22 protein-coding genes are annotated in these 23668 nt (G+C 64.2%); 6 read left to right on the forward strand and 16 right to left on the reverse strand.

The features are described 5' to 3' along the window. Window positions 1-100 precede the first annotated feature (100 nt). The 6 genes from ACPRTJ_RS19045 to ACPRTJ_RS19070 form a co-directional block, all read right to left on the reverse strand. A complete protein-coding gene (locus ACPRTJ_RS19045; RefSeq protein ID WP_426427176.1) occupies window positions 101-1369 on the reverse strand; it encodes an OprD family porin in 1269 nt (422 codons plus the stop codon). An 84-nt stretch (window positions 1370-1453) separates the two neighbouring features. Continuing rightward, complete coding sequence (locus ACPRTJ_RS19050) at window positions 1454-3112, reverse strand: cation acetate symporter (protein WP_058541320.1); 1659 nt, start codon at window positions 3110-3112, stop codon at window positions 1454-1456. Continuing rightward, window positions 3109-3435: a DUF485 domain-containing protein gene (locus ACPRTJ_RS19055; protein ID WP_104572749.1), complete on the reverse strand. Its 327-nt coding sequence runs from the start codon at window positions 3433-3435 to the stop codon at window positions 3109-3111. Before ACPRTJ_RS19055 ends, ACPRTJ_RS19050 begins: the two co-directional genes overlap by 4 nt. A gap of 478 nt (window positions 3436-3913) precedes the next feature. Beyond that, complete coding sequence (locus ACPRTJ_RS19060) at window positions 3914-4699, reverse strand: sulfite exporter TauE/SafE family protein (protein WP_043864524.1); 786 nt, start codon at window positions 4697-4699, stop codon at window positions 3914-3916. A 155-nt stretch (window positions 4700-4854) separates the two neighbouring features. Then, the gene (locus ACPRTJ_RS19065; RefSeq protein WP_426427177.1) at window positions 4855-6735 is read right to left on the reverse strand and encodes a methyl-accepting chemotaxis protein; all 1881 of its coding nucleotides are present in this window, start codon (window positions 6733-6735) and stop codon (window positions 4855-4857) included. Between the two features lie 144 nt (window positions 6736-6879). Continuing rightward, entirely contained in the window at window positions 6880-7770 is an 891-nt protein-coding gene (locus ACPRTJ_RS19070; RefSeq protein ID WP_196932495.1) for a LysR family transcriptional regulator, read from the reverse strand. 99 nt (window positions 7771-7869) lie between these two features. Between ACPRTJ_RS19070 and ACPRTJ_RS19075 the strand changes: the two genes are divergently transcribed. The 4 genes from ACPRTJ_RS19075 (at window position 7870) to ACPRTJ_RS19090 (ending at window position 12428) form a co-directional block, all read left to right on the forward strand. Beyond that, a complete protein-coding gene (locus ACPRTJ_RS19075) occupies window positions 7870-8310 on the forward strand; it encodes a PACE efflux transporter (RefSeq protein ID WP_426427178.1) in 441 nt (146 codons plus the stop codon). An 83-nt stretch (window positions 8311-8393) separates the two neighbouring features. Next, a complete protein-coding gene (locus ACPRTJ_RS19080) occupies window positions 8394-8924 on the forward strand; it encodes a sigma-70 family RNA polymerase sigma factor (protein ID WP_043864521.1) in 531 nt (176 codons plus the stop codon). Window positions 8925-8928: 4 nt separating this feature from the next. After that, window positions 8929-9903, forward strand: a complete 975-nt coding sequence (locus ACPRTJ_RS19085) for a FecR domain-containing protein (protein ID WP_043864520.1) — start codon at window positions 8929-8931, stop codon at window positions 9901-9903. A gap of 98 nt (window positions 9904-10001) precedes the next feature. Next, window positions 10002-12428, forward strand: a complete 2427-nt coding sequence (locus tag ACPRTJ_RS19090) for a TonB-dependent siderophore receptor (protein ID WP_167400205.1) — start codon at window positions 10002-10004, stop codon at window positions 12426-12428. Window positions 12429-12446: 18 nt separating this feature from the next. Here ACPRTJ_RS19090 and ACPRTJ_RS19095 read toward each other — a convergent pair whose 3' ends face one another. From ACPRTJ_RS19095 to ACPRTJ_RS19115, 5 genes are all read right to left on the reverse strand, one after another. After that, complete coding sequence (locus tag ACPRTJ_RS19095) at window positions 12447-12812, reverse strand: DUF7079 family protein (protein ID WP_415378089.1); 366 nt, start codon at window positions 12810-12812, stop codon at window positions 12447-12449. Between the two features lie 146 nt (window positions 12813-12958). Beyond that, complete coding sequence (locus ACPRTJ_RS19100) at window positions 12959-13645, reverse strand: GntR family transcriptional regulator (protein WP_043864518.1); 687 nt, start codon at window positions 13643-13645, stop codon at window positions 12959-12961. Between the two features lie 14 nt (window positions 13646-13659). Next, window positions 13660-14364: a FadR/GntR family transcriptional regulator gene (locus ACPRTJ_RS19105; protein ID WP_043864517.1), complete on the reverse strand. Its 705-nt coding sequence runs from the start codon at window positions 14362-14364 to the stop codon at window positions 13660-13662. A 36-nt stretch (window positions 14365-14400) separates the two neighbouring features. Further along, window positions 14401-15714 (reverse strand): C4-dicarboxylate transporter DctA, encoded by a 1314-nt coding sequence (locus ACPRTJ_RS19110; protein ID WP_043864516.1) that lies wholly within the window; start codon window positions 15712-15714, stop codon window positions 14401-14403. A gap of 251 nt (window positions 15715-15965) precedes the next feature. Next, window positions 15966-16280, reverse strand: coding sequence for a helix-turn-helix domain-containing protein (locus ACPRTJ_RS19115; protein ID WP_043864657.1), 315 nt, complete (start codon window positions 16278-16280; stop codon window positions 15966-15968). A gap of 186 nt (window positions 16281-16466) precedes the next feature. Between ACPRTJ_RS19115 and ACPRTJ_RS19120 the strand changes: the two genes are divergently transcribed. Both ACPRTJ_RS19120 and ACPRTJ_RS19125 read left to right on the forward strand, forming a co-directional pair. Then, window positions 16467-18032 carry a methyl-accepting chemotaxis protein gene (locus ACPRTJ_RS19120; RefSeq protein WP_043864515.1) on the forward strand — a complete coding sequence of 522 codons (1566 nt, stop codon included), beginning with the start codon at window positions 16467-16469 and terminating at the stop codon, window positions 18030-18032. A gap of 21 nt (window positions 18033-18053) precedes the next feature. After that, window positions 18054-19751: a putative bifunctional diguanylate cyclase/phosphodiesterase gene (locus ACPRTJ_RS19125; RefSeq protein ID WP_043864514.1), complete on the forward strand. Its 1698-nt coding sequence runs from the start codon at window positions 18054-18056 to the stop codon at window positions 19749-19751. Window positions 19752-19800: 49 nt separating this feature from the next. Here ACPRTJ_RS19125 and ACPRTJ_RS19130 read toward each other — a convergent pair whose 3' ends face one another. The 5 genes from ACPRTJ_RS19130 to ACPRTJ_RS19150 form a co-directional block, all read right to left on the reverse strand. Further along, complete coding sequence (locus ACPRTJ_RS19130) at window positions 19801-20295, reverse strand: Lrp/AsnC family transcriptional regulator (RefSeq protein WP_043864513.1); 495 nt, start codon at window positions 20293-20295, stop codon at window positions 19801-19803. Between the two features lie 12 nt (window positions 20296-20307). Next, window positions 20308-21150: an ABC transporter ATP-binding protein gene (locus ACPRTJ_RS19135; RefSeq protein ID WP_229589384.1), complete on the reverse strand. Its 843-nt coding sequence runs from the start codon at window positions 21148-21150 to the stop codon at window positions 20308-20310. Between the two features lie 3 nt (window positions 21151-21153). Beyond that, the gene (locus ACPRTJ_RS19140) at window positions 21154-21867 is read right to left on the reverse strand and encodes an ABC transporter permease (protein WP_043864512.1); all 714 of its coding nucleotides are present in this window, start codon (window positions 21865-21867) and stop codon (window positions 21154-21156) included. After that, window positions 21864-22589, reverse strand: a complete 726-nt coding sequence (locus tag ACPRTJ_RS19145) for an ABC transporter permease (protein WP_043864511.1) — start codon at window positions 22587-22589, stop codon at window positions 21864-21866. Before ACPRTJ_RS19145 ends, ACPRTJ_RS19140 begins: the two co-directional genes overlap by 4 nt. A 74-nt stretch (window positions 22590-22663) precedes the next feature. Beyond that, window positions 22664-23443 carry an ABC transporter substrate-binding protein gene (locus ACPRTJ_RS19150; RefSeq protein ID WP_088515235.1) on the reverse strand — a complete coding sequence of 260 codons (780 nt, stop codon included), beginning with the start codon at window positions 23441-23443 and terminating at the stop codon, window positions 22664-22666. Between the last annotated feature and the right edge of the window lie 225 nt (window positions 23444-23668).

Raw genomic sequence — 23668 nt, forward strand, 5'->3', positions numbered from 1 at the left:
CAAGCGAGACTTCCAGTTGTTCGTCGCTTGATGACGTCAGACGTTGCCCTCTGGACCACGAGCAACGCCTGAGTGTTATCGGCGAATGGCCAATGTTCAATTACCAGAGTGCAACGGTGTACGACAGGATCAGCCGGTTCTCGTCCAGGTCGTTGCCGAAATGCGTGGAGCGTACCGTGGCGTTGCGCCACTTCACGCCGACGTTTTTCAGCGGGCCGCTTTGCACCACGTAGCCGATATCGGTGTCGCGCTCCCACTCCTTGCCATCAGGCCGCCCCGCACCCAGGTCGATGCCGTCGCCGCGCAGGTAGCGGGTCATTAAGGTCAGCCCCGGCAGGCCCACGCTGGCGAAGTTGAAGTCGTAGCGGGCCTGCCACGAGGTTTCGTCCTTGTTGGCGAAGTCGCCGATCTGCACGAAGTTCACCAGGTAGGCATCGGCGCCGTTGAGGTAGGCAAAGCCGGTGTCGCCGCGCATGCGCTGGTAGCCCACACCGAAGGCGTGGCCCTGTATGCCGTAGGTGAACATCGCCCCCAGCGCCTTGTTGTCGACGTTGCTGGCGCCGTCGTCGCTGGAGCGGGCGAACCGGATATCGCTTTTGAGCGACTGCCCCTCGCCCAGCGCCCAGGTGTGGTTCAGGCCCACGAAGTGCTGGCGGTAGAGGTTGTCGAGCGCACCGTAGCTGTAGCTGGTAGTCAGGCTGTCGGTCCACTTGTAGCTAAGGCTGGCGAAGTCGAAGCGATCGCTGTCGCTGCGCCGGGCCACGATGTTTTTTGCCGCGCCCGTGGTCACGCCCATGTCCTCGTAGTCGGTGGAGTCGCGCTGGTTGACCTGGCGCAGCCGGCCGATGTCGAGGTTCAGGTTCTCCAGCTCCTGCACGTTCAACTGCCCGCCGGAAAAGGTCTGCGGCAACAGGCGCGAGTCGTTGGGCATCAGCACCGGCAGCCTGGGTATCAGGGTGCCGACCTTCAACACGCTGTGACTGGCGCGCACCTTGGCGGTCAGGCCCAGCTCGCTGTACTCGCCCTGGGCACGGCGCGGTGCCTCGCGGTCACGCTGCAGCAGGCCGCTACCACTGCGTTCGGGGCTGGAATCGAGCTTGAGCCCGAGCAGGCCGATGGCGTCCACCCCAACGCCCAGGGTGCCCTCGGTAAAGCCGGACTCGTAGCGCAGCACAAAGCCCTGGGCCCATTCCTCGGCCTTGGACTGCGGGGCCTCGTGCTGGCGAAAGTCGCGGTTGAAGTAGAAGTTGCGCAGTTCCACGCTGGCCTTGCTGTCATCGACAAAGGCCGCGTTGGCCGTGCTGCAAACGCCGGCGAGTGTTGCCGTGGCCAGCAGGCCAAGGCTGAACGGTGGGAAAGTGCGGTGCATGGTAAATCCTCTTTTTTGTTTTTATGAGGTGCAGCGATGCCCGCACGGGCCGCCGTAGCGGCCCGTGACAGGGGTTGCAGTGGTTCAGTGGCTGACGGCGGTGGCGGCGCCCAGGCCAGTCTGTGCGCGCACGAACTGGTCGTCGAAGGCGGCACGTTCGCGGGCTGCGCGGGCGCTGCGGTCGAGCCTGGACACAATCACCGTGACCAGGAACGCCAGCGGCATGGAAAACAGTGCCGGATGGTCATAGGGGTAGATCGCCTGGGCGTTGCCCAGCACCGACACCCACACCGCCGGCGACAGGATCACCAGCCCCAGCGCGGTGATCAGCCCGGCAAAGCCGCCGGCCAGCGCGCCGCGGGTGGTCAGGCCTTTCCAGTACATGGCCATGATCAGCACCGGGAAGTTGGTGGAGGCGGCGATACCGAAGGTCAGGCCCACCAGGAAGGCCACGTTCTGCTTCTCGAACAGGATGCCCAGCAGAATCGCGATGATGCCCAGGCCGACGGTGGCGATACGGGTCACGCGCATCTCGTCCTTTTCGCTGGCGGTGCCCTTTTTCCACACGGTGGCGTAGAGGTCATGGGAGATGGCCGACGCACCGGCCAGTGCCAGGCCCGACACCACCGCAAGAATGGTGGCGAAGGCCACCGCCGACAGGAAGCCCAGGAACAGGTTGCCGCCCACTGCCTTTGCAAGGTGCATGGCGACCATGTTGCCGCCACCGATCAGCGCGCCCTTGAGGTCGCCGTCCACGTAGAACTGCGGGTCGGTGCCGACGATGACGATGGCCGCGTAGCCCAGCACCATCACCACCAGAAAGAAGAAACCGATGAAGCCGGTGGCGTAGAACACCGACTTGCGTGCTTCCTTGGCGTTGGGCACGGTGAAAAAGCGCATCAGGATATGCGGCAGCCCGGCGATGCCGAACACCAGCCCCAGCGACAGCGACGCGGCGTTGATCGGGTCGGCCAGCATCGAGCCGGGGCCCATGATGCTCCAGCCTGTGCTGTGTACGTTCACTGCGCGACTGGCCAGGGTTTCCAGGCTGAAGCCGAACTCGGCCATGGCCAGCAGCGCCAGGGTGGTGCCACCGGCCAGCAACAGCACGGCCTTGATGATCTGCACCCAGGTGGTGGCGATCATGCCGCCGAAGATCACGTACACCAGCATCAGGGCGCCCACCACCATCACGGCGGTGCTGTAGTCCAGGCCGAACAGCAGCTTGATCAGTTGCCCGGCACCCACCATTTGCACCACCAGGTAGCAGCACACCACGGTCAGCGAGCCGAAGGCGGCGAAGGTGCGGATGCGGGTCTGGTCCAGGCGGTACGACACGATGTCGGCAAAGGTGTAGCGCCCCAGGTTGCGCAGGCGCTCGGCCATCAGGAAGGTGATGATCGGCCAGCCGACGAAGAACGCCACGGTGTAGATGAAGCCGTCGTAGCCCTTGGCGAACACCAGGCTCGACAGGCCCAGCAGGGTGGCCGCCGACATGTAGTCGCCGGCAATCGCCAGGCCGTTCTGAAAACCGCTGATGCCGCCGCCGGCGGTGTAGAAGTCGGAGGTGGAGCGGGTCTGGCGCGCGGCCCACCAGGTGATCGCCAGGGTGCCCAGCACGAACACGAAGAACATCGCGATGGCGTGCAGGTTGACCGGTTGTTTGTCGGCCACCAGCGGCGCCGCGAAAGCCGCCGGGGTCAGCAGCAGGCTGCTCAGCACTAGCAGTGCGGTGCGGTTCATTTCGACTCCTCCAGTACCTGTGCGCTGAGGCTGTCGAAGCGGGTATTGGCGCTGCGCACGTACCAGCCGGTCAGCAGCCACGACAGCACGATCAGTGCCGAGGCCACGGGAATGCCGAGGGTCAGTTGGCGACCGTCCCCCAGCGGTGTGTGCAGCACCTGCGGGTAGAACGCCACCACCAGCATGAACAGGTAGTAGGCACCCAGCACTGCGGCGCTGAGCGACCAGGCCAGGCGCGATCGGGTGCGCACCAGTTGCTGGAATTTGGGGTTGGCGCGGATGCGGTCGCAACTCTGCGCGTGATCGGTTCGGGCGTGCGTCATGGGTGGGGCTCCTTTGTTGTTTTTATTGCCTGGGGCGGGCCATCGACTTTGTTGCGGGTGTGGGGCGTCAGGGCGGCGGGCAGGGCTCGCAGCCAGACGGTAAATGCTGTGGGGCAGGCGCCGGCGCGCCGCGATCAGGTCGCGGGGCGAGGTAACGTGCGCGGGGGTGAGCCGAGGTTGAGCAGGCTCGTACAGGCAGGGGCGAGGCCCTGGTGAGAATTCGACATGTGTGGCACCCGTTGGCTGATTGTTAGCTCTTGATGTCAGCTGCCCCCTTGTCGGTGGCGGCAGCGCAGATGGCTCCGGGCATCTTATATAACAATGTCGGGTTGTTATGGAAGTACTACCTGTGATGTATGGTATAAGTACTATACTTGGTTCCGCAAAAATCTTCGCCGGCAAGGCCGGCTCCTACATGATCACGGTAGGAGCCGGCCTTGCCGGCGAATGGCGTCGACGCGCTGTCGGAAAGATGCGCTCAGAACGCGAGCTTGTACCCGATCAGCAACAGCATCCCCGCCAGGCAAGGGCGCAGTACGTTGTCGGAAATGCGCCCGGTCAGGTGGCTGCCCAGGTAGATCCCCGGCAACGAGCCCAGCAGCAGGTAGCCCAGCAACGACCAGTCCATGTTGCCCATGCTCGCATGGCCCAGGCCGGCGACCAGGGTCAGAGGTACGGCGTGGGCGATCTCGGTGCCCACCAGGCGCCGGGTGACCAGGTACGGGTACAGCAGAAACAGCGCGACAGTGCCCAGGGCGCCCGCGCCAATCGAGGTCAGTGACACCATCACGCCCAGCACCACGCCAGTGACCACGGTAAGGGCGTTGAGGCTGCGTTCGCTGAGGTGGTAGCGGTCACCGGCGTGCTTGCTGGCAAACGCCTGCAACCGCGACTTGAACAGGATGGCCAGCGCCGTGAGGATCAGCACCACCGCCAGGCCCTGCTTGATCACGCCGTTGAGCGTCTGGGTGTCGGTATGCAGGGTGCTCAGAAACCACAGGGTCAAGGCCGCCGCTGGCACGCTGCCCATGGCCAGCAGCCCGGTGATCTTCCAGTCGATGTTCTTTTGCTTGCTGTGCACCCAGACGCCACTGGCCTTGGTGATGGCCGCATACAACAGGTCGGTGCCCACTGCAGTGGCCGGGTTGATGCCGAACCAGAGCAGGATCGGGGTCATCAACGAACCACCGCCAACGCCGGTCATGCCGACAATGAACCCAACAACCAGGCCTGCGATGGTGAAACCAAAAGAACCTACATCCATAAATACCTAAACACCCAGCGAGCCCGTGATCGGATGGCGCCAGCATAAAGGTTTTTTTATAGCCAAATAGACTTGTTCGTTATTAGTTTATAACCGTAACGCAGCAGGCGAGGGTGCCATCGACCGCCTGGGCGGCCGATGGGCGAGGGCGGGGGTCAGATCTTGAAGCTGTCTACCAGTTGCTTGAGGCGCCCGGCCTGACGCGCCAGGTCATCGCAGTGCTTGAGGGTGTCGTTGAGGTTGGCCACACCCTGCTGGTTGAGCACGTTGATCTGGGTGATGTCCAGGTTCAGGCTCTCGACCACGGCGGTCTGTTCCTCGGTGGCGGCTGCTACCGACTGGTTCATGCCGTCGATCTCGCCAATGCGCAGGGTCACGCTGGTCAGGCGTTCGCCGGCCTGGTTGGCGACCTGCACGCTCTGCTCGCTGGACACCTGGCTGGCGTTCATGTTGTGCACTGCCTCGCGCGACCCCACCTGCAGGGTGGTGATCATCTTGTGGATCTCTTCGGCCGATTCCTGGGTACGGTGCGCCAGGTTGCGCACTTCGTCGGCCACCACGGCAAAGCCGCGACCGGCTTCACCGGCCCGTGCTGCCTCGATGGCGGCGTTGAGTGCCAGCAGGTTGGTCTGCTGCGAGATGCCCTTGATCACGTCGAGGATCTGGCCGATGTCATCGGTGCTGGCGTTGAGGGTTTCGATCTGCTCGCACGACTCGCTGATCTTCTGCGACAGCGCCGTCATCGCGCTGATGGTCTCCTGCATCACCTGGCGACCATCGTTGGCCTGGTCGCTGGCACCGCTGGCATGTTGCGAGGCATCGGCGGCGTTGCGCGCGATCTCCTGGGTGGCGGCGCCCAGTTCGTTGATTGCAGCGGCCACGCTGTTGGTGCGCAGGCTCTGTTCCTCGGAGCCGATGATCGAGGCGTTGGAGGCGCTTATCACGCGTTCCGACAGGTCGTGCACCTGGCGGGTGGCCGAGGCCACTTCGGAAATCGATGCATGGATGCGCTCCACGAACTGGTTGAAGGCACCGGCCAGTTCGCCGAATTCATCCTTGTTTTCCACGGTCAGGCGCCGGGTCAGGTCGCCTTCGCCCTGGGCGATGTCCTGCATGGCGCGGCCCATGGTGGTGAGGGGGCGCATCAGCACCGGAATCAGCAGGCTCAGCAGGCCGGCGATGGCGGCCACGGCGATCAGCATGGCGATGATGGCCGAGGTGCGGAACTGGCTCAGCGGGGCGTAGGCCTTTGCCTTGTCGATGGACAGGCCGATGTACCAGTCGGCCGACGGCAGGCCGCTGACCGGGGCGAACGAGATGATCCGCTGTTCGCCGTTGAGGGTCACGTCGTGCAGGCCGGCGGCGACCTGCAGGTTGCTGCCGGGGTAGATGTCCTTGAGGTTCTTCATGGCCTGGTCGCTGTCCGGGCTGACGATCATCTGCCCGTCGCGGTCGACCAGGAAGGCGTGGCCGATACCGCCGAAGTCCACGGCATTGATGATGTCCACCAGGGTGGCCAGGCTCAGGTCGCCGCCCACCACGCCGACCAGTTCGCCGTTGCTCTTGACCGGCATCGCAATGGTCACCACCAGCCCGCCGACAGCCGCCAGGTAGGGTGGGGTGAGCATGGGTTTGCCGGCGGCGACAGCAGCTGTGTACCAGGGACGTTGGCGCGGGTCGTAGCCGTCGGGCATTTTCGCGTCCGGGCGCTGGGTGAACACGCCGTTGGTCTGGCCCACATAGGTGAACTGGAAGTTCGATGTGAAGGCGGGCTGGTCGACCAGCCCGGGGAAGTCGGCATTGGCGCCCTGGTGGGCGATGTTCTGGGCCAGGTTTTCCAGCACCAGGATGCGCCCGCTCATCCAGTTCTGCACACTGCTGGCTGTCAGCGCGCCGGCCTGGTTGACCGACGATTCGATGTTCTGGCGGATGGTGTTGCGTTGCAGGTAATCGTTGTAGAGGGTGAACAGTGCAAAGGCCAGCACGACGACTGCGCTGGCGCTGAGCAGGATCTTGTGGCGAAATTTCAGGTTCATGTTTCGAGACCTTTAGCCAGATAGGGGAAGTGACGGCGTCACGGGTCGGAGCCTTGTGAGCACCGCCATCGTGAATTGCACGCGACTGACCTTTCAGGTATCGGCTGAAACCACGAAATATTTACGTACCATTTTGACGCGGGGTCAGTCGGCCAGGGCTGCGGTCTGTCTCAGCAACCTCACCAGCTCCTGGGCAGCGCGTTGCAGCGGCTGCTGCTTGAGCCAGAAGGCATGCACCGGCAGGCGCAGTTCATTGCGGGTGTTGCGAAAATCCAGTTGCACCAGTCGCCCGGCCTTGAGCAGCGGGGCAATGCGCGACAGCGGGAAGTCGCCCCAGCCAAGCCCGGCCTCGACCATCTCGATGGCCATGCTCAGGCTGTCGGTGCGCCAGTGCGAGGCACCGATCAGCACGCGGGGGTCGAGCATCGGCAAATCGCGGCTGGCCACCACGATCTGGCGCACGTTGACCAGGTCTTCGAGGTAGCGCACCTGCTCGCCCAGCGCGGGGTGATGGGGCGAGAGGGTGGCGGTCAGCGACTCCATGCCGACCTGTTCGAAGCGCTGGCGCGGGTCGACCGTCAGCCCGGCAAACGCCAGGCACAGTTGCACGCGACCCTCGTGCAGCAGGTGCAGCGCATCTTCCTGCGGGGCGCTGAGCACCTCCACCTGCAGCAGCGGGTGGCGCTGGCTGATCTGGCCGATGGCCTGGAGCAGCGGCTGGTGATCGATGTCGGGCACCACGCCGATGGCCAGGGTGCTTTCCAGGCCCTGGGAAAGCTCGATGGCGTGCACCTGAAGCTGCGTCAGCTGGTCGGCGATCAGCCGGGCATGGGGCTCCAGCGCCAGGGCCAGCGGGGTGGGGCGGGTTTCACGGTGGGTACGCTCGAACAGGGCAAAGCCTAGCTCCGCCTCCAGGTTGGCGATGGCCATGCTGACTGCCGAGGGTACCCGCCCCAATACCCGGGCGGCAGCCGAGAACGAGCCGCGGTCGAGCACCGCAAGAAACAGTTCGATAGTGTCGCTGGAAAAATTCATCAGCCTCTCCTTTCAGTAGATCTGATAGCTGCTGACTTTTTCTGTCAAGAAAATTGACGCATCCTGCCGGCCGAATTTGATTTGCCGAGGGGTGAAAAGGTGCAAGGTCTGAAACGCAAGCTGGTGTATGTAACGGCCTATGAAGGTATCGGGCTGTGCCTGTCGACACTCGGGCTGGCGCTGCTGTCCGGCACCGCGCCCAGCAACACCGGGCCGCTGGCCGTGATGATCACCACCATCGCGATGGTGTGGAATTTCATCTACAACACCCTGTTCGAGTACTGGGAGAGCCGCCAGGCCACACGGGGGCGCAGCGTGGCCCGGCGCGCGGCGCACGCGATCGGGTTCCAGCTTACCCTGGTGGTGTACCTGATCCCGCTGATTGCCTGGTGGCTGGGGATTTCGCTGTGGGAGGCCTTCTTGGTGGACCTGGCGTTCATCATCCTGATCCCGTGCTACACGTTCCTCTACAACTGGCTGTTCGATCGGGTGTTCGGGCTGCCGAGTTCGGCATCGGCACAGGTATCGCCCGCCGTGTAGGGCGTGCAGGCCCGCGATGCTTTGCTTCTGAGCGTCGGCTAGGCATAGAATGATAGGAATTCTCATTCGTACCCCGGTCGCCCATGTCCACTCCCGATCCCGCGTTGCGCGAACAGGTCAGCCGTATCTATCAGGACCACCACCGCTGGTTACAGGGCTGGCTGCGTCCGCGGGTGGCCTGTCGGCACCTGGCGGCCGACCTGATGCAGGACGTGTTCGTGCGGGTGCTCAGCGCCCCGGACGCCAGCGACCGGCTAGGCGCGGTACGCGAGCCACGCGGCTACCTGGCCACCATCGCGCGGCGTTTGATGATCGACTACTTTCGCCGTGCCCGCCTCGAGCGGGCCTGGTTGCAGGCACTGGCCGAGCAGCCCGAAGCGGTGGAGATATCCGAGCAGGAGCGGCTGATCCTGCTGCAGACCCTGTGCGAGCTGGATGCCATGCTGGCGGGGCTCGGCCCGCGCATACGCCGGGCCTTTCTGCTGTCGCAGCTCGATGGCATGACCTACAGGCTGATCGGCGAGGAGCTGGGGGTTTCCGAGGTGACGGTCACCCGCTATATCGCCAAGGCCTTTCACCACTGTACGCTGTACAGCCTGCAAGCCGACTCGTGACCCCATGGCTACTCTCGACCCTCTCCAGCGCGCCGCGCTGGAACAGGCTGCGCTTTGGCGCGCCCGCCTCAATGCTGATGCCGTGGATGATACCGACCGGCAAGCGTGGCAGACCTGGCTGGACGCCCACGACCAGCATCGCTGGGCCTGGCAACAGGTCGTCCAGGTTCAGCAGCGGCTTGGCCAGCTATCTGGCGGGCTGGCCGGGCGTACCCTGGACATCGCCGGGCAGCCTGCCGCGATCCCGCGGCGCGGCGTGCTCAAGGGCATACTGGTGCTGGCCGGCACCAGCGGCCTGGGCTGGGCCGGCTACCGAGAGCTGAGCAGCGGGCCGTGGACGGCGGACTACCATACCCGCGTCGGCAAGCGTCAGGCATTGACCCTGGCCGATGGCACCCGGCTCGAACTCAACACCGACACTGCCCTGGATGTGCGCTACGACAACCAGCAGCGCCTGCTGGTACTGCGCCAGGGCGAGGTGATGATCACCAGCGCCGCCGACAAGGCCGGGCGCCCGTTGCGGGTGCAGACCGTCAACGGCACCGTCGAGGCGCTGGGCACGCGCTTTCTGGTGCGCCGCGACAGCGACGCCAGCAGCACGCAACTGGCGGTGTACCAGGGCCAGGTGGGCGTGATGCCGCGCGATGGCATGGGGGGGGCGGTGGTCGATGCCGGGGATCAGGTGCGGTTTTCACACCCCAAGTTCGTGCTTGGCTCGCCACTGGAGCCCGACCGCGATGCCTGGCGCAGGGGGCTGCTGATTGCCAACGACCAGATGCTGGGGGTATTCATCGCCGAGCTGCGGCGTTATCGCCCCGGTTGGCTCAACTGTGCCAACGAGGTTTCCAGCCTGCGTATCAGCGGTACCTTCAAGCTCGACGACACCGAGCAGATTCTGCGCGCCATCGGCAAGACCCTGCCGGTGCGGGTCGAGCGGCGCACAAAATACTGGGTAAGCATCGAACCCCTCACCACCTGAAAAATATTTTTCGTAAATGATAGGTATTCGCTCCTTCGTTCGACTTCTAGGCATGCAGGCGTGATGGCCTGACTGCCAACCAGAAGAGAAAAGAACCGATGAATACCCGATCACCGGTCGCGGCAAGGCTGCGTACCACGCTGTTGTGTTCCACCCTGCTGTGGCCGCTGGCGATGCCGGGCATGGCGCACGCCGACAGCACCACACCGACCGAATACAACCTCGACCAGGGCGACCTGGGTCAGGTTCTGAACCGCTTCGCCGCCCAGGCCGGCGTGGTGCTGTCGTTCGCACCGAGCCTGACCGCGGGCAAGACCAGCGCCGGCCTGCACGGGCGTTACAGTGTCGATCAGGGCCTGCAGGCGTTGCTCGAGGGCAATGGCCTGATGGCCGTGCGTGAAGACGACGGGCGCTACAGCCTGGCCCCGCTGCCGCAAACTGCCGGGGCGCTGAACCTGGGCGTGACCGAAGTCACCAGCAACCAGTTGGGTACCATCACCGAAGACAGCGGCTCCTACACGCCAGGCACCATCGCCACCGCCACACGGCTGGTGCTGACACCGCGCGAAACGCCACAGACCATCACCGTGGTCACCCGTCAGCACATGGACGATTTCGGGCTCAACAACATCGACGATGTGATGCGCCATACCCCGGGCATCACCGTGTCGGCCTTCGACAGCGACCGCACCAGCTACTATGCCCGCGGCTTCTCGATCAACAACTTCCAGTACGACGGCATCCCCTCGACGGCGCGCAACGTCGGCTATTCGGCCGGCAACACCTTGAGCGACATGGCCATCTATGACCGCGTGGAAGTGCTCAAGGGTGCTACCGGCCTGCTCACCGGCGCGGGGTCGCTGGGGGCCACGATCAACCTGGTGCGCAAGAAGCCGACTGCCGATTTCAAGGGGCATTTCACTCTGGGCGCCGGCAGCTGGGACAACTACCGCAGCGAACTCGACGTGGGCGGCCCGCTGACCGACAGCGGCAACGTGCGCGGCCGTGCGGTGGCGGCCTACCAGGACAAGCACTCGTTCATGGACCACTACCAGCGCAAGACCAACGTCTACTACGGCATCCTCGAATTCGACCTGAGCCCGGACACCCTGCTCACCGTGGGCGGTGACTACCAGGACAACAAGCCGGAAGGCTCGAGCTGGTCGGGCAGCATTCCGCTGTTCGATGCCCAGGGCAACCGCAACGACCTGCCACGCCACTTCAACAACGGCGCCAAGTGGAGCCACTGGAACCAGTACACCCGCACCGTGTTTGCCAGCCTGGAGCATCACCTGGCCAACGGCTGGGTTGCCAAGGCGCAGCTGGACCACAAGATCAACGGCTATGACGCGCCGCTGGGCTCGATCCAGGGTTACTACCCGCGCGCCGACGGCACCGCCAGCCTCTATTCGGCCAAATACACGGGCGAGACGGTGAGCAATTCGGCCGACCTCTACGCCAGCGGGCCGTTCGAGCTGCTGGGGCGTGAGCACGAACTGGTGATCGGTACCTCGTTTGCCCAGTCTCACTGGGAAGGCAAGGGCTGGTGGAGCGCCAGATACCCCAATGGCAACTCCGTCGACTACGGCAGCTGGAACGGCAACACCCCCGAACCGGACTGGGGGGAGCAGACCCAGACCGTGGATGACCGCGTGCGTCAGACCGGCACCTACGTGACCACCCGCCTGCACCCCACCGACGATCTGACGCTGCTGCTCGGTGCACGCCTGGCCAACTACCGCATCAACGGCGTGACCGCCAACGGCCGCGAGGACGATCGCCTGCTGCCCTACCTGGGGGCGGTGTACGACCTCAATGACTACCTGTCGCTGTATGCCAGCTACACCGATATCTTCATGCCGCAGGATGCCTGGTACCGCGACCGCAACAACCGCCTGCTCGACCCGGATGAAGGGCAGAACTACGAGGTGGGCCTGAAGGGTGAGTTCCTGGACGGGCGCCTGAATGCGAGCCTGGCGTATTTCGAGATTCACCAGAGCAGCCGGGGCGAAGAGGACCGGGCCTACAACGGCAACCCGACCAACCCGGCGGTCGAGTACGCCTACGAAGGCATCAAGGCCAAGACCAAGGGTTATGAGGCAGAGATCTCCGGCGAACTGGCCGAGGGCTGGCAACTGCAGGGGGGTTACACCCACAAGGTGATCCGCGATGACCAGGGCAAGAAGGTGTCGACCTGGGAGCCCGAGGACCAGGTCAGTTTCTACACCAGCTACAAGCTCAAGGGGGCGCTCGACCGCTTGACCATCGGTGGCGGTGCGCGTTGGCAGGGCAAGGGCTGGCAGGTGTTGTCGAACAACGTCAAGAAGCGCGACGAAGAGTTTGCCCAAGACCCTTACTGGCTGGTGGACCTGATGGCGCGTTACCAGATCAGCGAGCAGCTGTCGGCCACGCTGAACGTCAACAACGTGTTCGACAAGGCCTACTTCACCAATATCGGCTTCTACAACTCGGCCTCTTATGGCGACCCGCGCAACGTGATGGTGACCACTCGCTGGGACTTCTGAGGCCAGCGTGCCGAGGTATCAGGCCTGCCGTTGGGCGAGGCAGGCCTGGTGGATCGCGTCCCAGCATTCCTGGCTCCACAGGCGGATCCAGGTGGCGGCCCACAGGCGGTCCCAATGCCGGCGCAACGGGTTGCGTCGGCGCGCCTCCAGCAGCTCTTCGATTTCTTCGTTGAGCGATACCGGCTCGAAACCGGTCCATACCGGTGGTACCGGCGCCACGATGTTGTAGTAGCAGACCGGCGCGACTTCCTCGTAGAAGATGCGCTTGAGCTCGGCCAGGTCGAAGGGTTCGAGTTCGCGGGCGATCCAGGCGTAGTCCACCCAGCTGTCGACGAACGACTCGGAGAGCAGGGCGCGGACGTTGTGGCGTTGGTCTGGGGTCACGGGGCGGGCTCTTGTGGGGATGCCCGATGCTGCGCGGTTTGTCGTTGGCAGGTCAAGCGCAGCAAGACCCTTCGCCGGCAAGGTCGGCTCCTGCACAACACCTCCTGCAGGAGCCGGCCTTGCCGGCGAAAGGCGCACCGCCATTCTCAATCCAGGCTCAGCTTGGCCTCGATGCGGTCCAGGTGCTGGTGCATCAACTGCAGCGCCGCCTCGCTGTCGCCGTCCTCCAGTGCGTCCACCAGGGCTGCATGTTCCTGCCAGGCGCAGTGTTCGCAAGGCTGGGTCTCGTACTGGGCAATGATCAGCGACGTCATGGGCACCAGCCCGTTGAGAAACCGCGTCAACGGGGCATTGTCGGCCATCTCCGCCAGCTTCAGGTGAAACTCGCCCCCCAGACGAATCGCCGTGCACCGATGGCCCTGCTCGTGGTGCTTGCGCTCGCGGGCAATCAGCTCGCGCAACTGGCGGATGCGTGGGGCACTGGTGCGCCGCGCCGCCAGCCCGATCAGCGTGGTTTCAGCCAGGCGCCGGGCACTGAGCACCTGGCGCGCCTGCTGCGGGTCGGGTGCGGCCAGCCGGGCGGTGTGCGCCGGGCGTTGCACCACCACCTGCTGGTCGGACAGGCGCCCCAGCACGCGGCGGATCACCGTGCGGCTCACACCGAAGGCCTGGCCCAGCGCCTGCTCGGTCAGCGCGGTACCTGGCGCCAGGCGCTGTTCGAGGATCGCATCGAACAGTCGCGGGTAGATCTCGTCAGCGCTCAGGCGCTGCTCGCCGGCCGCCAGCAGCGCGGGCAGGGCGATCGCGGACGGGGTAGCAGGGCAGGCGTTCATGGTCGCTCTCCTGGTCAGTTGCCCGGGTGTTCATCCGGAATGGTCAATTCGATGCCCATGCGCAGGCCTTCCTGCAGAATGTGCCGGCGCATCTGCGCACTGGCCTGGGCGCTGTCCTTGTTGCGGATGGCGCGCACCACCGCCTCGTTCTCTTCCAGGCGCGCGGCCAGGTGCTCGGGCGAGTTGTGCAGCACCTGGGCGCTCTGCTTGAGGGCATTGCTGGTCTGCTGCACCACACTCTGGAAAATCGGGTTGGCGGTCAGTGCGAACAGCTCTTCGTGAAATGCCAGGTAGGCGCGCACCCCGGCTTCGCTGTCGCAGGCCTCCAGGGCCTCGCGCATGTCCATCAGGGTCAGGCGCAACTGGCCGATTTCCTTGCTGCTGACCGACTGCGCCACCAGCCCGACAATGAACGGCTCCAGCGTGTAACGCAGCTGCAGCACGTCCTCCAGGCTGGCTCCGGCCACGGCCGCGGGGGCCTGTACCAGCTCCTGGGTACCGGGGTCGAGCACCAGCACTCCCTTGCCTGGCATGGAACGCACCAGGCCGAGGGTCTCCAGCACCGTGACCGCCTCGCGCAGGCTTGGCCGGCTGATGCCCAGTTGCTCGGCCAGTTCTCGCTGACCCGGGAGCATCTCGCCCGAGCGCCACTGGCCACGGGCCAGTGCCTGGCGCAGTTTCTCCACTACCGCATTCACTACCGTCGATGAGGTAATCACTGTTTGCTCCCTGAAAACACATGCATACGTCGTTGCCTAGAATTCCTGTTGATGGGCAGGGGTGGGCAGCTTGCGCGTCTGGAAGCTGAAGCCCTGCTTGCCGTTGAGTACGTTGTTGGCGCGTTCCAGATCAATGTCCTTTTCCCAGCGGGCGATGGCCACGGTGGCCACGCAGTTGCCGATCAGGTTGGTCAGCGCGCGGCCGATGCCCATGAACCAGTCCACCGCCAGCACCAGCACCAGGCCCACTACCGGGATGGCCGGTACTGCCGTGAGGGTGGCGGCCAGAATCACCAGCGCCGACCCCGGAATGCCGTGGGCGCCCTTGGAGGTGATCAGCGACACCAGCAGGATGGTCAGCAGGTCGGTCATGGCCAGCGGTGTGCCGGTGGCGTTGGCGATGAACACGATGGCCAGGGTGAGGTAGATGGAGAAGCCGTCCAGGTTGAAGGAGTAGCCCGTGGGGATCACCAGGCCGACGGTGGAGCTGCCGATGCCCAGGTGTTCGAGCTTGCGCATGATCTGCGGCAGGACCGCATCGGACGAAGCAGTACCCAGCACGATGCCCAGTTCTTCGCGCATGTACTTGAGGAACGGGAACAGCTTCAGGCCCGAGACGCGCATCACTGTCCCCAGGATCACCAGCACGAAGCCTGCACAGGTCACGTAGAACAGCGCCACCAGGCCGCCCAGGTGTTGCAGCGAGTCCAGGCCGTACTGGCTGGTGGTGAAGGCGATGGCGCCGAACACGCCGATCGGCGCCAGGCGCACGATCATGCCCATGATGCGAAAGATCACATGGCTCAGTTCGTTTATCAGCCGGGTGATGCCCGACGCGGCCTCGCCCACCAGGTTCAGGGCGCTGCCGAACAGCACCGAGAACAGCAGCACCTGGAGGATGTTGTTGTCGGCGAAGGCGCCGAGCACCGAATTGGGTATCAGGCCCATGAGGAACGCTGCCGTGCCCTGGATATGCTGGCCACGCTCGGCCAGCGCGCCGGCATCGGCGGTCGACAACTGGTCGAGGTGGATGTTGGCACCGGTACCGATGCCTGAGGTGAATGCCAGTACCAGCCCCAGCACCAGCGCAATGGTGGTCAGCACTTCGAAGTAGATCACCGACTTGAGGCCGATACGGCCAACCTTCTTGAGGTCGCCGGCACCGGAAATGCCGCTGACCACCACGCAGAACACAATCAGCCCGATGAGCATCTTGATCAGCTTGATGAAGCCGTCACCGAGGGGTTTGAGTTGCAGGGAAACTTCAGGAAAGCTCAGGCCGCAGGCGATGCCGAGCATCAGGCCGAGCACCACTTGGAGGAAGATCGAACGCGAGCACCATTTGAGCATGGGGAGGGATCTCTGGTCGGTGTCCGTGCTTCTGGCAACAAGCGCCGAGCGACAGACTTAATTATTGTGGTCTTACCGGTATGTCCAGTGCAGGCGCAGTGTAGGCGGGGTTTTCGCGGGTTTGCAAGTATTTCGCGAATCCAGGGCATCAGATCGGTTTTACCGGTCTGACCAGTTGCAGTACTTATCGACGACAAAAGCGCTTCAAGCAACAGTGGCAGGCGCCTGTCACGCTTTTGCGAGGGCAGTGATCAAGGCTTGGAAAGGGCCAGGTCTACCGCTGCAATCAGCTTTCCCAGGTCCTTGGGTGGAGCTTTGTGAATAACACCGAACAAGTAGGCACGTTGCTCGTCCGCATCTTCCAGGTCGGCGAAAAAGGCATTGAGCTTGACGCCCAGCACGTCGGCAAAGGTGAACAGCGCTTCGACACTGGGGGTGTAGGTGCCGGTTTCAAAGCGGCTTATGGTTTTGGGGTCAAAACCGGTTTTTTCGCCAAGTTCAGCCTGAGTAAGCCCGGCTACCTTGCGATAGCGTCTGATGGCTGGACCCAAACTAGATAATTCCATCGCTCGATTCCCATTTAGAATCAAGAACTTAACGATAAATATTGGCATTGCACAACGCCACGTTTCATCACCTTTCCTTGCAAAATGTGATGTATTTCGTAGAATCGTTCACTTGGACCGACATTTACGCTGCAGGTTTCAGGGCCGCTGGACAAGGCTTTAGCGTGCGCTTCAGGGAGTTTTAACGTGCGTCTCAATCTGCCGGTCACGGCTGTCGAACAGACCTTTCCGGACCATCAGCGGCTGATTTCCGCCACCGATACCGACAGTAACATCACCTATTGCAATGCCGAATTCGCCGCCATGAGTGGCTTCAGCCAGGCGGAACTGATCGGCAGCACGCACAACCTGGTGCGCCACCCGGACATGCCGCCTGCCGTATTTGCCCTGATGTGGCAGTACCTCAAGGCCGGCCAGAGCTGGATGGGCATCGTCAAGAACCGCTGCAAGAACGGCAACTTCTACTGGGTCAGCGCCTACGTCACACCGGTGCTCGAGGACGGCCGCCTGGTCGGCTACGAATCGGTACGGGTCAAGCCCACTCGCGATCAGGTGCAGCGCGCCGAAGCGCTGTATGCCCGTCTGCGTGAAGGCAAGCCCCCCGTGCCCTTCGGGCGTCGCCTGGCCCTGCAGGGCCGCGTGCTTGCGCTGCCGTTGCTGGCAGCCGCTTTGGCCATGGGCGCCAACCGGCTGTTGCCGGGCTGGGGCGGGCAGGGCATCACGCTGGCGCTATTCGTGGCGGTGGGCCTGTGGGGGCACAATCGCCTGCGCCATGAAGTGCGCCAGATCGTGCGCAGCACCCCCAACACGTTCTCCGACCCGATCAGTGCGCTGGCCTACAGCGAAGCGCTGGGGCCGACCGCGCAACTGCAGATGGTGTTGATCAGTGAAGAGGCGCGCCTGAAAACCGCGCTGACGCGCCTGAGCGACCTGGCCAACCAGATGGCCGTGGCCGCCAGCGATTCCAGCCGGCTGTCCAATGCCACCGAGCTGGCGCTGCTCGACCAGCGCGCCGAAACCGACATGACCGCGGCGGCGATGACCGAGATGGCGGCATCTATCGCCGAAGTGGCGGTGCATGTACAGCAGACCGCCAGCGAGGCCGGCACCGCCAACCAGCTGGCCGAACAGGGCAGCCAGGTGGCCGGTACCTCGCGCGAGGCGATCCAGCTGCTGGCCAGCACCGTCACCCAGATCAACCAGGCGGTCGGCCACCTGGCCGGGCAGACCCAGGACATCATGCTGGCTGCCAGCGTGATCCAGGCGATTGCCGACCAGACCAACCTGCTGGCGCTCAACGCTGCCATCGAAGCGGCGCGTGCTGGCGAGCAGGGCCGCGGATTTGCCGTGGTGGCCGATGAGGTGCGCGCCCTGGCGGGCAAGACCCGCCAGTCGACCCAGCAGATCCAGGGCATCATCGAGACCCTGCGCAGCGGCGCCGATGACGCGGTGAGCATCGCCAACCTGGGCATCCAGGAGGCCGAGCAGGGCGTGGCGCAGGTGGTCGAGGCGCAGCGCGCACTGCAAGGCATTCGCGAGGCGGTGGCACGCATCACCGATATGACCCAGCAGATGGCGGCCGCCTCGCAGGAGCAGTCCTACGTGGCGGAGGACGTGTCGCAGCAGATCAATCGGGTAGCCGGCACGGTGCAGAAGACTGCCGACAACGCCAATGCCGCCGCCACCCGTGGTGGCGAGCTTGAGCATATTTCCAGCGGCCTGCGTGCCTTGGTTGAACGCTTCAACCGATAGCCGCCAGGCGAGTGAACGAGCATGGATGACAACTACCGCGCGGCCGTCGACGCGGCCGCGATCTTTTCCGAAACCGACCTCGCCGGACGCATCACCTACGTCAACCAGCAGTTCTGCAGCATCTCCGGCTACAGCCGTGAAGAGCTGCTGGGGGCCAACCACCGCATCCTCAATTCCGGCCTGCACGGCAGTGACTTCTTCGAGAGCATGTGGGCATCGCTGGTAGCCGGCAAGGTCTGGAAGGGCGAGATCTGCAACCGCGCCAAGAACGGCTCGTTGTACTGGGTCGACAGCACCATGGTGCCACTGCTGGACCCGGCCACCGGCAAGGTCCGCAAGTATGTGTCGATCCGCTTCGACGTCAGCGAGAAACGCCAGCTGGTGCACACCCTGCAATGGCGCGTGGGGCATGACGTGCTCACCGGGCTGCCCAACCGCGCATTCCTTTCGGACCTGCTGAACCAGGCCCTGGAATTCTCGCGCACCGAGCAGTTCCCGCTGGCGGTGTGCATGCTCGATCTGGACGGCTTCAAGGCGGTCAACGACGGCTATGGGCATGCCTGCGGCGACCTGCTGCTGGTCGAGGTGGCGGCGCGGCTCAAGGGCATACTGCGTGGCGGCGATGCGGTTGCGCGGTTGTCTGGTGACGAGTTCGTGCTGATTCTGCGCCATGTCGAGGGCCAGGCGCAGTTGCGCACGGTGCTGGGGCGGGTGCTGTCGGCGGTGGCGGCGCCGTATTCGATTCGCGGCCAGCAGATCAGTGTCAGCGCCAGTATCGGCGTGACCCTGTACCCGGCCGACAACGATGATGCCGACACCCTGCTGCGCCATGCCGACCAGGCGATGTACGTGGCCAAGCAGAGCGGACGCAACCGCTTCCACCTGTTCGACGTATCGCTGGACCAGGAAGTGAAGGCCACGCACCAGACGGTTGAGCGGGTCCGCCGCGCCATGAAGAATGGCGAGCTGCGCCTGTTCTACCAGCCCAAGGTGAACATGCGCAGTGGCGAGGTGCTGGGCTTCGAGGCCTTGCTGCGCTGGCAGCACCCGGTCAAGGGGCTGGTGCCGCCAGCGGAGTTCCTGCCGTTGATCGAGCAGACCGACCTGATCGTGGACATCGGCGAGTGGGTGATCGACCGCGCGATGGCGCAGATGCAGCATTGGCAGGACGCCGGGTATCGCTGGTCGGTGAGCGTGAACATCGCGGCGCGCCACTTTCAACGGTCTGACTTCGTCGAGCGCCTGCGCCTGTTGCTTGCGCGTCATGACGGGGTTGCGCCGCGCATGCTCGACCTTGAGATCGTCGAGTCGGTGGCAATCGAGAACATCAAGCGGGTCAGCGAATGCCTGGAGGCGTGTCAGCAGTTGGGGGTGCAGTTTTCACTGGATGACTTTGGCACCGGCTATTCGTCGCTGAGCTATCTCAAGCGCCTGCCCACCCAGGCGATCAAGATCGACAAGTCGTTCGTGCGCGACATCCTGCATGACCAGGATGACCTGGCCCTGACCCGCGCGGTGATCGGCCTGGCACGGGCCTTCGGGCGCCAGGTGATCGCCGAGGGGGTAGAGACGGTGGAGCATGGCGAGGTGCTGATGGGGCTTGGCTGCGATGTGGCGCAGGGCTACGGCATCGCCCGGCCGATGCCGGCGGCGGAGGTGGTGGGATGGGTGCGCGAGTATGTGCAGCCGCATGAGTGGGTGGTGTTGCGCCAGGCGTGATACCGCGTCGGGCCCTTGGCCGGCAAGGCCGGCTCCTGCAGGGCCGGCGCTACAACTGCGGCGCCGTGTTCTTCACCACCGCCAGTTCCGGGTGCGCCACCAGCTTGTCGATGTGCAGCTCGTCGTTGTTCATCCAGGTTTCGCTCAGCACCCGGTAATGCTCCATGTCCCGGCAGCGCATGCGCAGGCTGTAGTCGAAATGCCCGCTGATAAGCTGGCACTCGAACACCTGCGGGCAGGCCTTCATGCAGGCCTCGAAGGCCCGCTGGGCCGAGCGCCCGCTCTGGTTGGACAACGCCACCAGCACCAGCAGCGACAACCCTGGCGACACCCGCTGCACATCGATGATCGCGCCATAACCACGTATCACCCCGCGTCGCTCCAGCTTGCGCACCCGCTCCAGGCAAGGCCTGGGCGTCAGGTGCACCAGCGAAGACAGCTTTTCGTAGGTGATGCGCCCGTTGTGGCGCAGTACGTCGATGATCGCCTCGTCGATCCGATCCAGAGGCGGCGTGTCATGCAAGCGGTTGGCCTTGGTGTCCATGGTGGCGTCGGTTCACTTCAAACGGTTGGAAAGAAATTGCTGCAGGCGTTCGCTCTGCGGTTGGTCGAGCATCTGCGGGCCGCCCTGTTCCTCGACCCGGCCCTGGTGCAGGAACAGTACCTGGCTCGACACCTGGCGGGCAAAACCCATCTCGTGGGTGACCATCAGCATGGTACGGCCTTCCTCGGCCAGCGTCTGTATCACCTTGAGCACTTCGCCAACCAGTTCCGGGTCCAGTGCCGAGGTCGGTTCGTCGAACAGGATGATCTCCGGTTCCATCGCCAGCGCCCGCGCAATGGCCACGCGCTGCTGTTGCCCGCCAGACAGGAATGCCGGGTACTGATCGGCCGCGCGCCCTGGCAAGCCGACCTTGTCCAGGTAGGCGCGGGCGCGGGCCTCGGCCTCGCGCGGGCTCACCCCAAGCACGCGGCGCGGCGCCAGGCAGATGTTCTCCAGCACGGTCATGTGGCTCCACAGGTTGAAGTGCTGGAACACCATGGCCAGGCGCGTGCGCAGGTTCTGCAACTGGGCCGGGTTCGGCGCGCGGGTGCCGGCGCGGCCCTGATGCATCTCGATGCTCTGGTCGTCGAGGGTGATCACGCCCGAGTCCGGCTGTTCGAGAAAGTTGATGCACCGCAGCATGGTGCTCTTGCCCGAGCCGCTGGCGCCGATCAGGCTGATCACGTCGCCCTTGCGCGCCTGCAGCGAGACGCCCTTGAGTACCTGGTGATCGCCATAGCTCTTGTGCAGGGCATCCACGCTCAGTTTGATGGCGGCGCTGCTGACGCGCGGGGCGGTGGGGGTTTCGTACAGGGCCTGGCCATGGGCCGGCAGGGGGTGTGCGCAAAGGGTCATGGGTCAGCCTCGGGCAGGAACAAGGAAACGCATCCAGCGGCGTTCGGCCAGGCGAAACAGCCCGACCAGCGCGAAGGACAGCAGCATGTACAGAATGGCCGCGATGCCGAAGGCCTGGAACGTCAGAAAGGTCGCGGCGTTGGCGTCGCGGGCCACTTTGAGGACGTCGGCGACGGTGGCGGTGAACGCCAGCGAGGTGGCATGCAGCATCAGGATCAGCTCGTTGCTGTACACCGGCAGCGCACGGCGCAGGGCTGCCGGCAGCACCACGAACAGGTTCAGGCGCCAGCCATGCAGGCCGTAGGCCTGGGCGGCCTCGATCTCGCCATGGGGAATGTTGCGAATGGCCCCGGCGAAGATCTCCACGGTGTAGGCGCAGGTGTTGAGCACAAAGGCCAGCAGCGTGCAGTTGAGCGCATTGCGCAAGAACTGGTCGAGCAGCGCGTTGTCACGCACCACCTCCAGCCCGTACAGCCCGGTGTAGCAGATCAACAACTGGATATACAGCGGGGTGCCGCGAAACACGAAGGTGTACAGCTCTACCGGCCAGCGCAGCCAGCGCTTGCGCGACACCCGCGCCAGCGCCAGTGGCAACGACAGCACCAAACCCAGCACCATGGTCACGATGAACAGCCACAGCGTCATCGCCAGCCCCGACATGCCCGCGCCATCGCTGTACAGGTAGGCCCGGCCGTATTCCTGAAGCAGTTCGATCATGATGCCAACCCCTTGATGCCGGTGTTGTAGCGCCGTTCCAGCACCTTGAACAGGCGATTGGAAAGGGTGGTGATAAGCAGGTAGACCAGCCCCGCGAACAGCAGAAAGTACAACGGCTCATTGGTGGTCTTGCCGGCGTTCTGCGCAGCCTTTACCAGGTCGGAGAGGCCGATGATCGACACCAGCGCGGTGGACTTGAGCAGCACCAGCCAGTTGTTGCCCAGCCCCGGCAGGGCGAAGCGCATCAGTTGCGGGAACAGCACCAGCTGGAAGCGCTGCACGCGGCTCAGCCCGTAGGCGGTAGCCGCTTCCAGCTGGCCATGGGGCACGCTGAGGATCGCTGCGCGAAAGTTCTCGGTGAAGTAGGCGCCATAGATGAAGCCCAGGGTGATCACGCCGGCCATGAACGGGTTGATCTCGACGTAATCCCAGCCAAGCAGCTCGGTCAGGTCGTTGAGCCACAGCTGCAGGGTGTAGAAGATCAGCAGGATCAGCACCAGGTCGGGCACGCTGCGAATCAGCGTGGTGTAGAGGGTGGCGGGAATGCGCAGCAGGCGCAGCGAGGACAGCTTGGCGCTGGCGCCGATCAGGCCCAGCAGCAGGCTCAGGCCCAGTGACAGAAAGGCCAGTTGCAGGGTCATCCAGGTTCCTTGCAGCAACAGCGGGCCGAAGCCCTGCAGGCTCAGCGCCTGCAAGCCGGTGGAGGTGAGGAAGTCGTTCACGGGAAAACTCTCGGTAGGACCAAAGGCGGGTGCGACAGCGCACCGGGCCGTGCAGGCCCGGGCTCTGCAGGCGATTACTCGTTGTAGATATCGAGGTCGCCGACGTACTTCTGCTGGATCCTGGCGAAGGTGCCATCGGCCAGCACCGCGGCGATGCCCTTGTCGATCAGCGCCTTGAGCTCGGCGTCGTTCTTGCGCAGGCCCATGGCGATGTCCAGGGGCAGGGTGGGGTCCTTGATTGCCGGGCCGCTCTTGAAGTCGGCGCCTTCGGGGGTGTTGAGGAAGTTCAGCTGCGCTTCGAGCTTGTCGGTGAGGGTGGCGTCCAGGCGCCCGTTCATGAGGTCGGCATAGTTCTGGTTCTGGGCCTGGTAGGCTTTGACCCGGGCGCCCAGCGGCGCCAGCTTGGCGCGGGCGTAGGCCTCTTGCAGCGAGCCTTGCAACACGCCAACGGTCTTGCCCTCGAGCGATTCGGGGGTGTCGCCGAAGTCGGCGCCCTTGCGCACGATCACCGAGGTGGGGCTGAGGAACAGGCGATCGGAAAACTCGATCTGCTTCTGACGGGCCGGCGTCACCGCCATGGACGACATGATTGCGTCGAACTTGCGTGCACGCAGGGCCGGGATCATGCCGTCGAATTCGTTGTGCACCCAGGTGCACTTGACCTGCAGCTTTTCACAGATGGCATTGCCCAGCTCGATGTCGAGACCTTGCAGGCTGCCATCGGCGGCGACGGATTCGAAGGGCGGGTATTCGGGGAACACGCCGAAACGGATTTCTTTCCATTCCTGGGCCTGGACTGTGCTCGCGCACATGGGCAGGAGCAGCACGCTGAGCAGCTTTCGCAGCGAGGTCATAAAGGTATCCCTGTGTCTTGTAGTTGATGTAGGGCAGTGAACGCTTCGTTGGCCTGAGCCTTGGTCTGTGTGTGACTCTTCGGTCTGGCGTCAGAATGCGTGAAGGCAGCATTTTTTTTGTGTCGTTTGGGCCGGCGCTGGCTGCCGGATTCTGCTGTTGGCGATTCGGTGTCAGCCGAATCGGCTGCATGACCTCCTGTTTTGGCTTCGGGGCAGCTTGCTGTG

Source organism: Pseudomonas palmensis, from assembly GCF_049942755.1.
Taxonomy (GTDB): domain Bacteria; phylum Pseudomonadota; class Gammaproteobacteria; order Pseudomonadales; family Pseudomonadaceae; genus Aquipseudomonas; species Aquipseudomonas palmensis.

What these genes read in the sequence shown, in the direction of transcription:
- ACPRTJ_RS19045 (WP_426427176.1), bottom strand. Translation starts at nt 1,369, where the DNA reads ATGCACCGCACTTTCCCACCGTTCAGCCTTGGCCTGCTGGCCACGGCA.
- ACPRTJ_RS19050 (WP_058541320.1), bottom strand. Translation starts at nt 3,112, where the DNA reads ATGAACCGCACCGCACTGCTAGTGCTGAGCAGCCTGCTGCTGACCCCG.
- ACPRTJ_RS19055 (WP_104572749.1), bottom strand. Translation starts at nt 3,435, where the DNA reads ATGACGCACGCCCGAACCGATCACGCGCAGAGTTGCGACCGCATCCGC.
- ACPRTJ_RS19060 (WP_043864524.1), bottom strand. Translation starts at nt 4,699, where the DNA reads ATGGATGTAGGTTCTTTTGGTTTCACCATCGCAGGCCTGGTTGTTGGG.
- ACPRTJ_RS19065 (WP_426427177.1), bottom strand. Translation starts at nt 6,735, where the DNA reads ATGAACCTGAAATTTCGCCACAAGATCCTGCTCAGCGCCAGCGCAGTC.
- ACPRTJ_RS19070 (WP_196932495.1), bottom strand. Translation starts at nt 7,770, where the DNA reads ATGAATTTTTCCAGCGACACTATCGAACTGTTTCTTGCGGTGCTCGAC.
- ACPRTJ_RS19080 (WP_043864521.1), top strand. Translation starts at nt 8,394, where the DNA reads ATGTCCACTCCCGATCCCGCGTTGCGCGAACAGGTCAGCCGTATCTAT.
- ACPRTJ_RS19085 (WP_043864520.1), top strand. Translation starts at nt 8,929, where the DNA reads ATGGCTACTCTCGACCCTCTCCAGCGCGCCGCGCTGGAACAGGCTGCG.
- ACPRTJ_RS19090 (WP_167400205.1), top strand. Translation starts at nt 10,002, where the DNA reads ATGAATACCCGATCACCGGTCGCGGCAAGGCTGCGTACCACGCTGTTG.
- ACPRTJ_RS19100 (WP_043864518.1), bottom strand. Translation starts at nt 13,645, where the DNA reads ATGAACGCCTGCCCTGCTACCCCGTCCGCGATCGCCCTGCCCGCGCTG.
- ACPRTJ_RS19110 (WP_043864516.1), bottom strand. Translation starts at nt 15,714, where the DNA reads ATGCTCAAATGGTGCTCGCGTTCGATCTTCCTCCAAGTGGTGCTCGGC.
- ACPRTJ_RS19115 (WP_043864657.1), bottom strand. Translation starts at nt 16,280, where the DNA reads ATGGAATTATCTAGTTTGGGTCCAGCCATCAGACGCTATCGCAAGGTA.
- ACPRTJ_RS19125 (WP_043864514.1), top strand. Translation starts at nt 18,054, where the DNA reads ATGGATGACAACTACCGCGCGGCCGTCGACGCGGCCGCGATCTTTTCC.
- ACPRTJ_RS19130 (WP_043864513.1), bottom strand. Translation starts at nt 20,295, where the DNA reads ATGGACACCAAGGCCAACCGCTTGCATGACACGCCGCCTCTGGATCGG.
- ACPRTJ_RS19135 (WP_229589384.1), bottom strand. Translation starts at nt 21,150, where the DNA reads ATGACCCTTTGCGCACACCCCCTGCCGGCCCATGGCCAGGCCCTGTAC.
- ACPRTJ_RS19140 (WP_043864512.1), bottom strand. Translation starts at nt 21,867, where the DNA reads ATGATCGAACTGCTTCAGGAATACGGCCGGGCCTACCTGTACAGCGAT.
- ACPRTJ_RS19150 (WP_088515235.1), bottom strand. Translation starts at nt 23,443, where the DNA reads ATGACCTCGCTGCGAAAGCTGCTCAGCGTGCTGCTCCTGCCCATGTGC.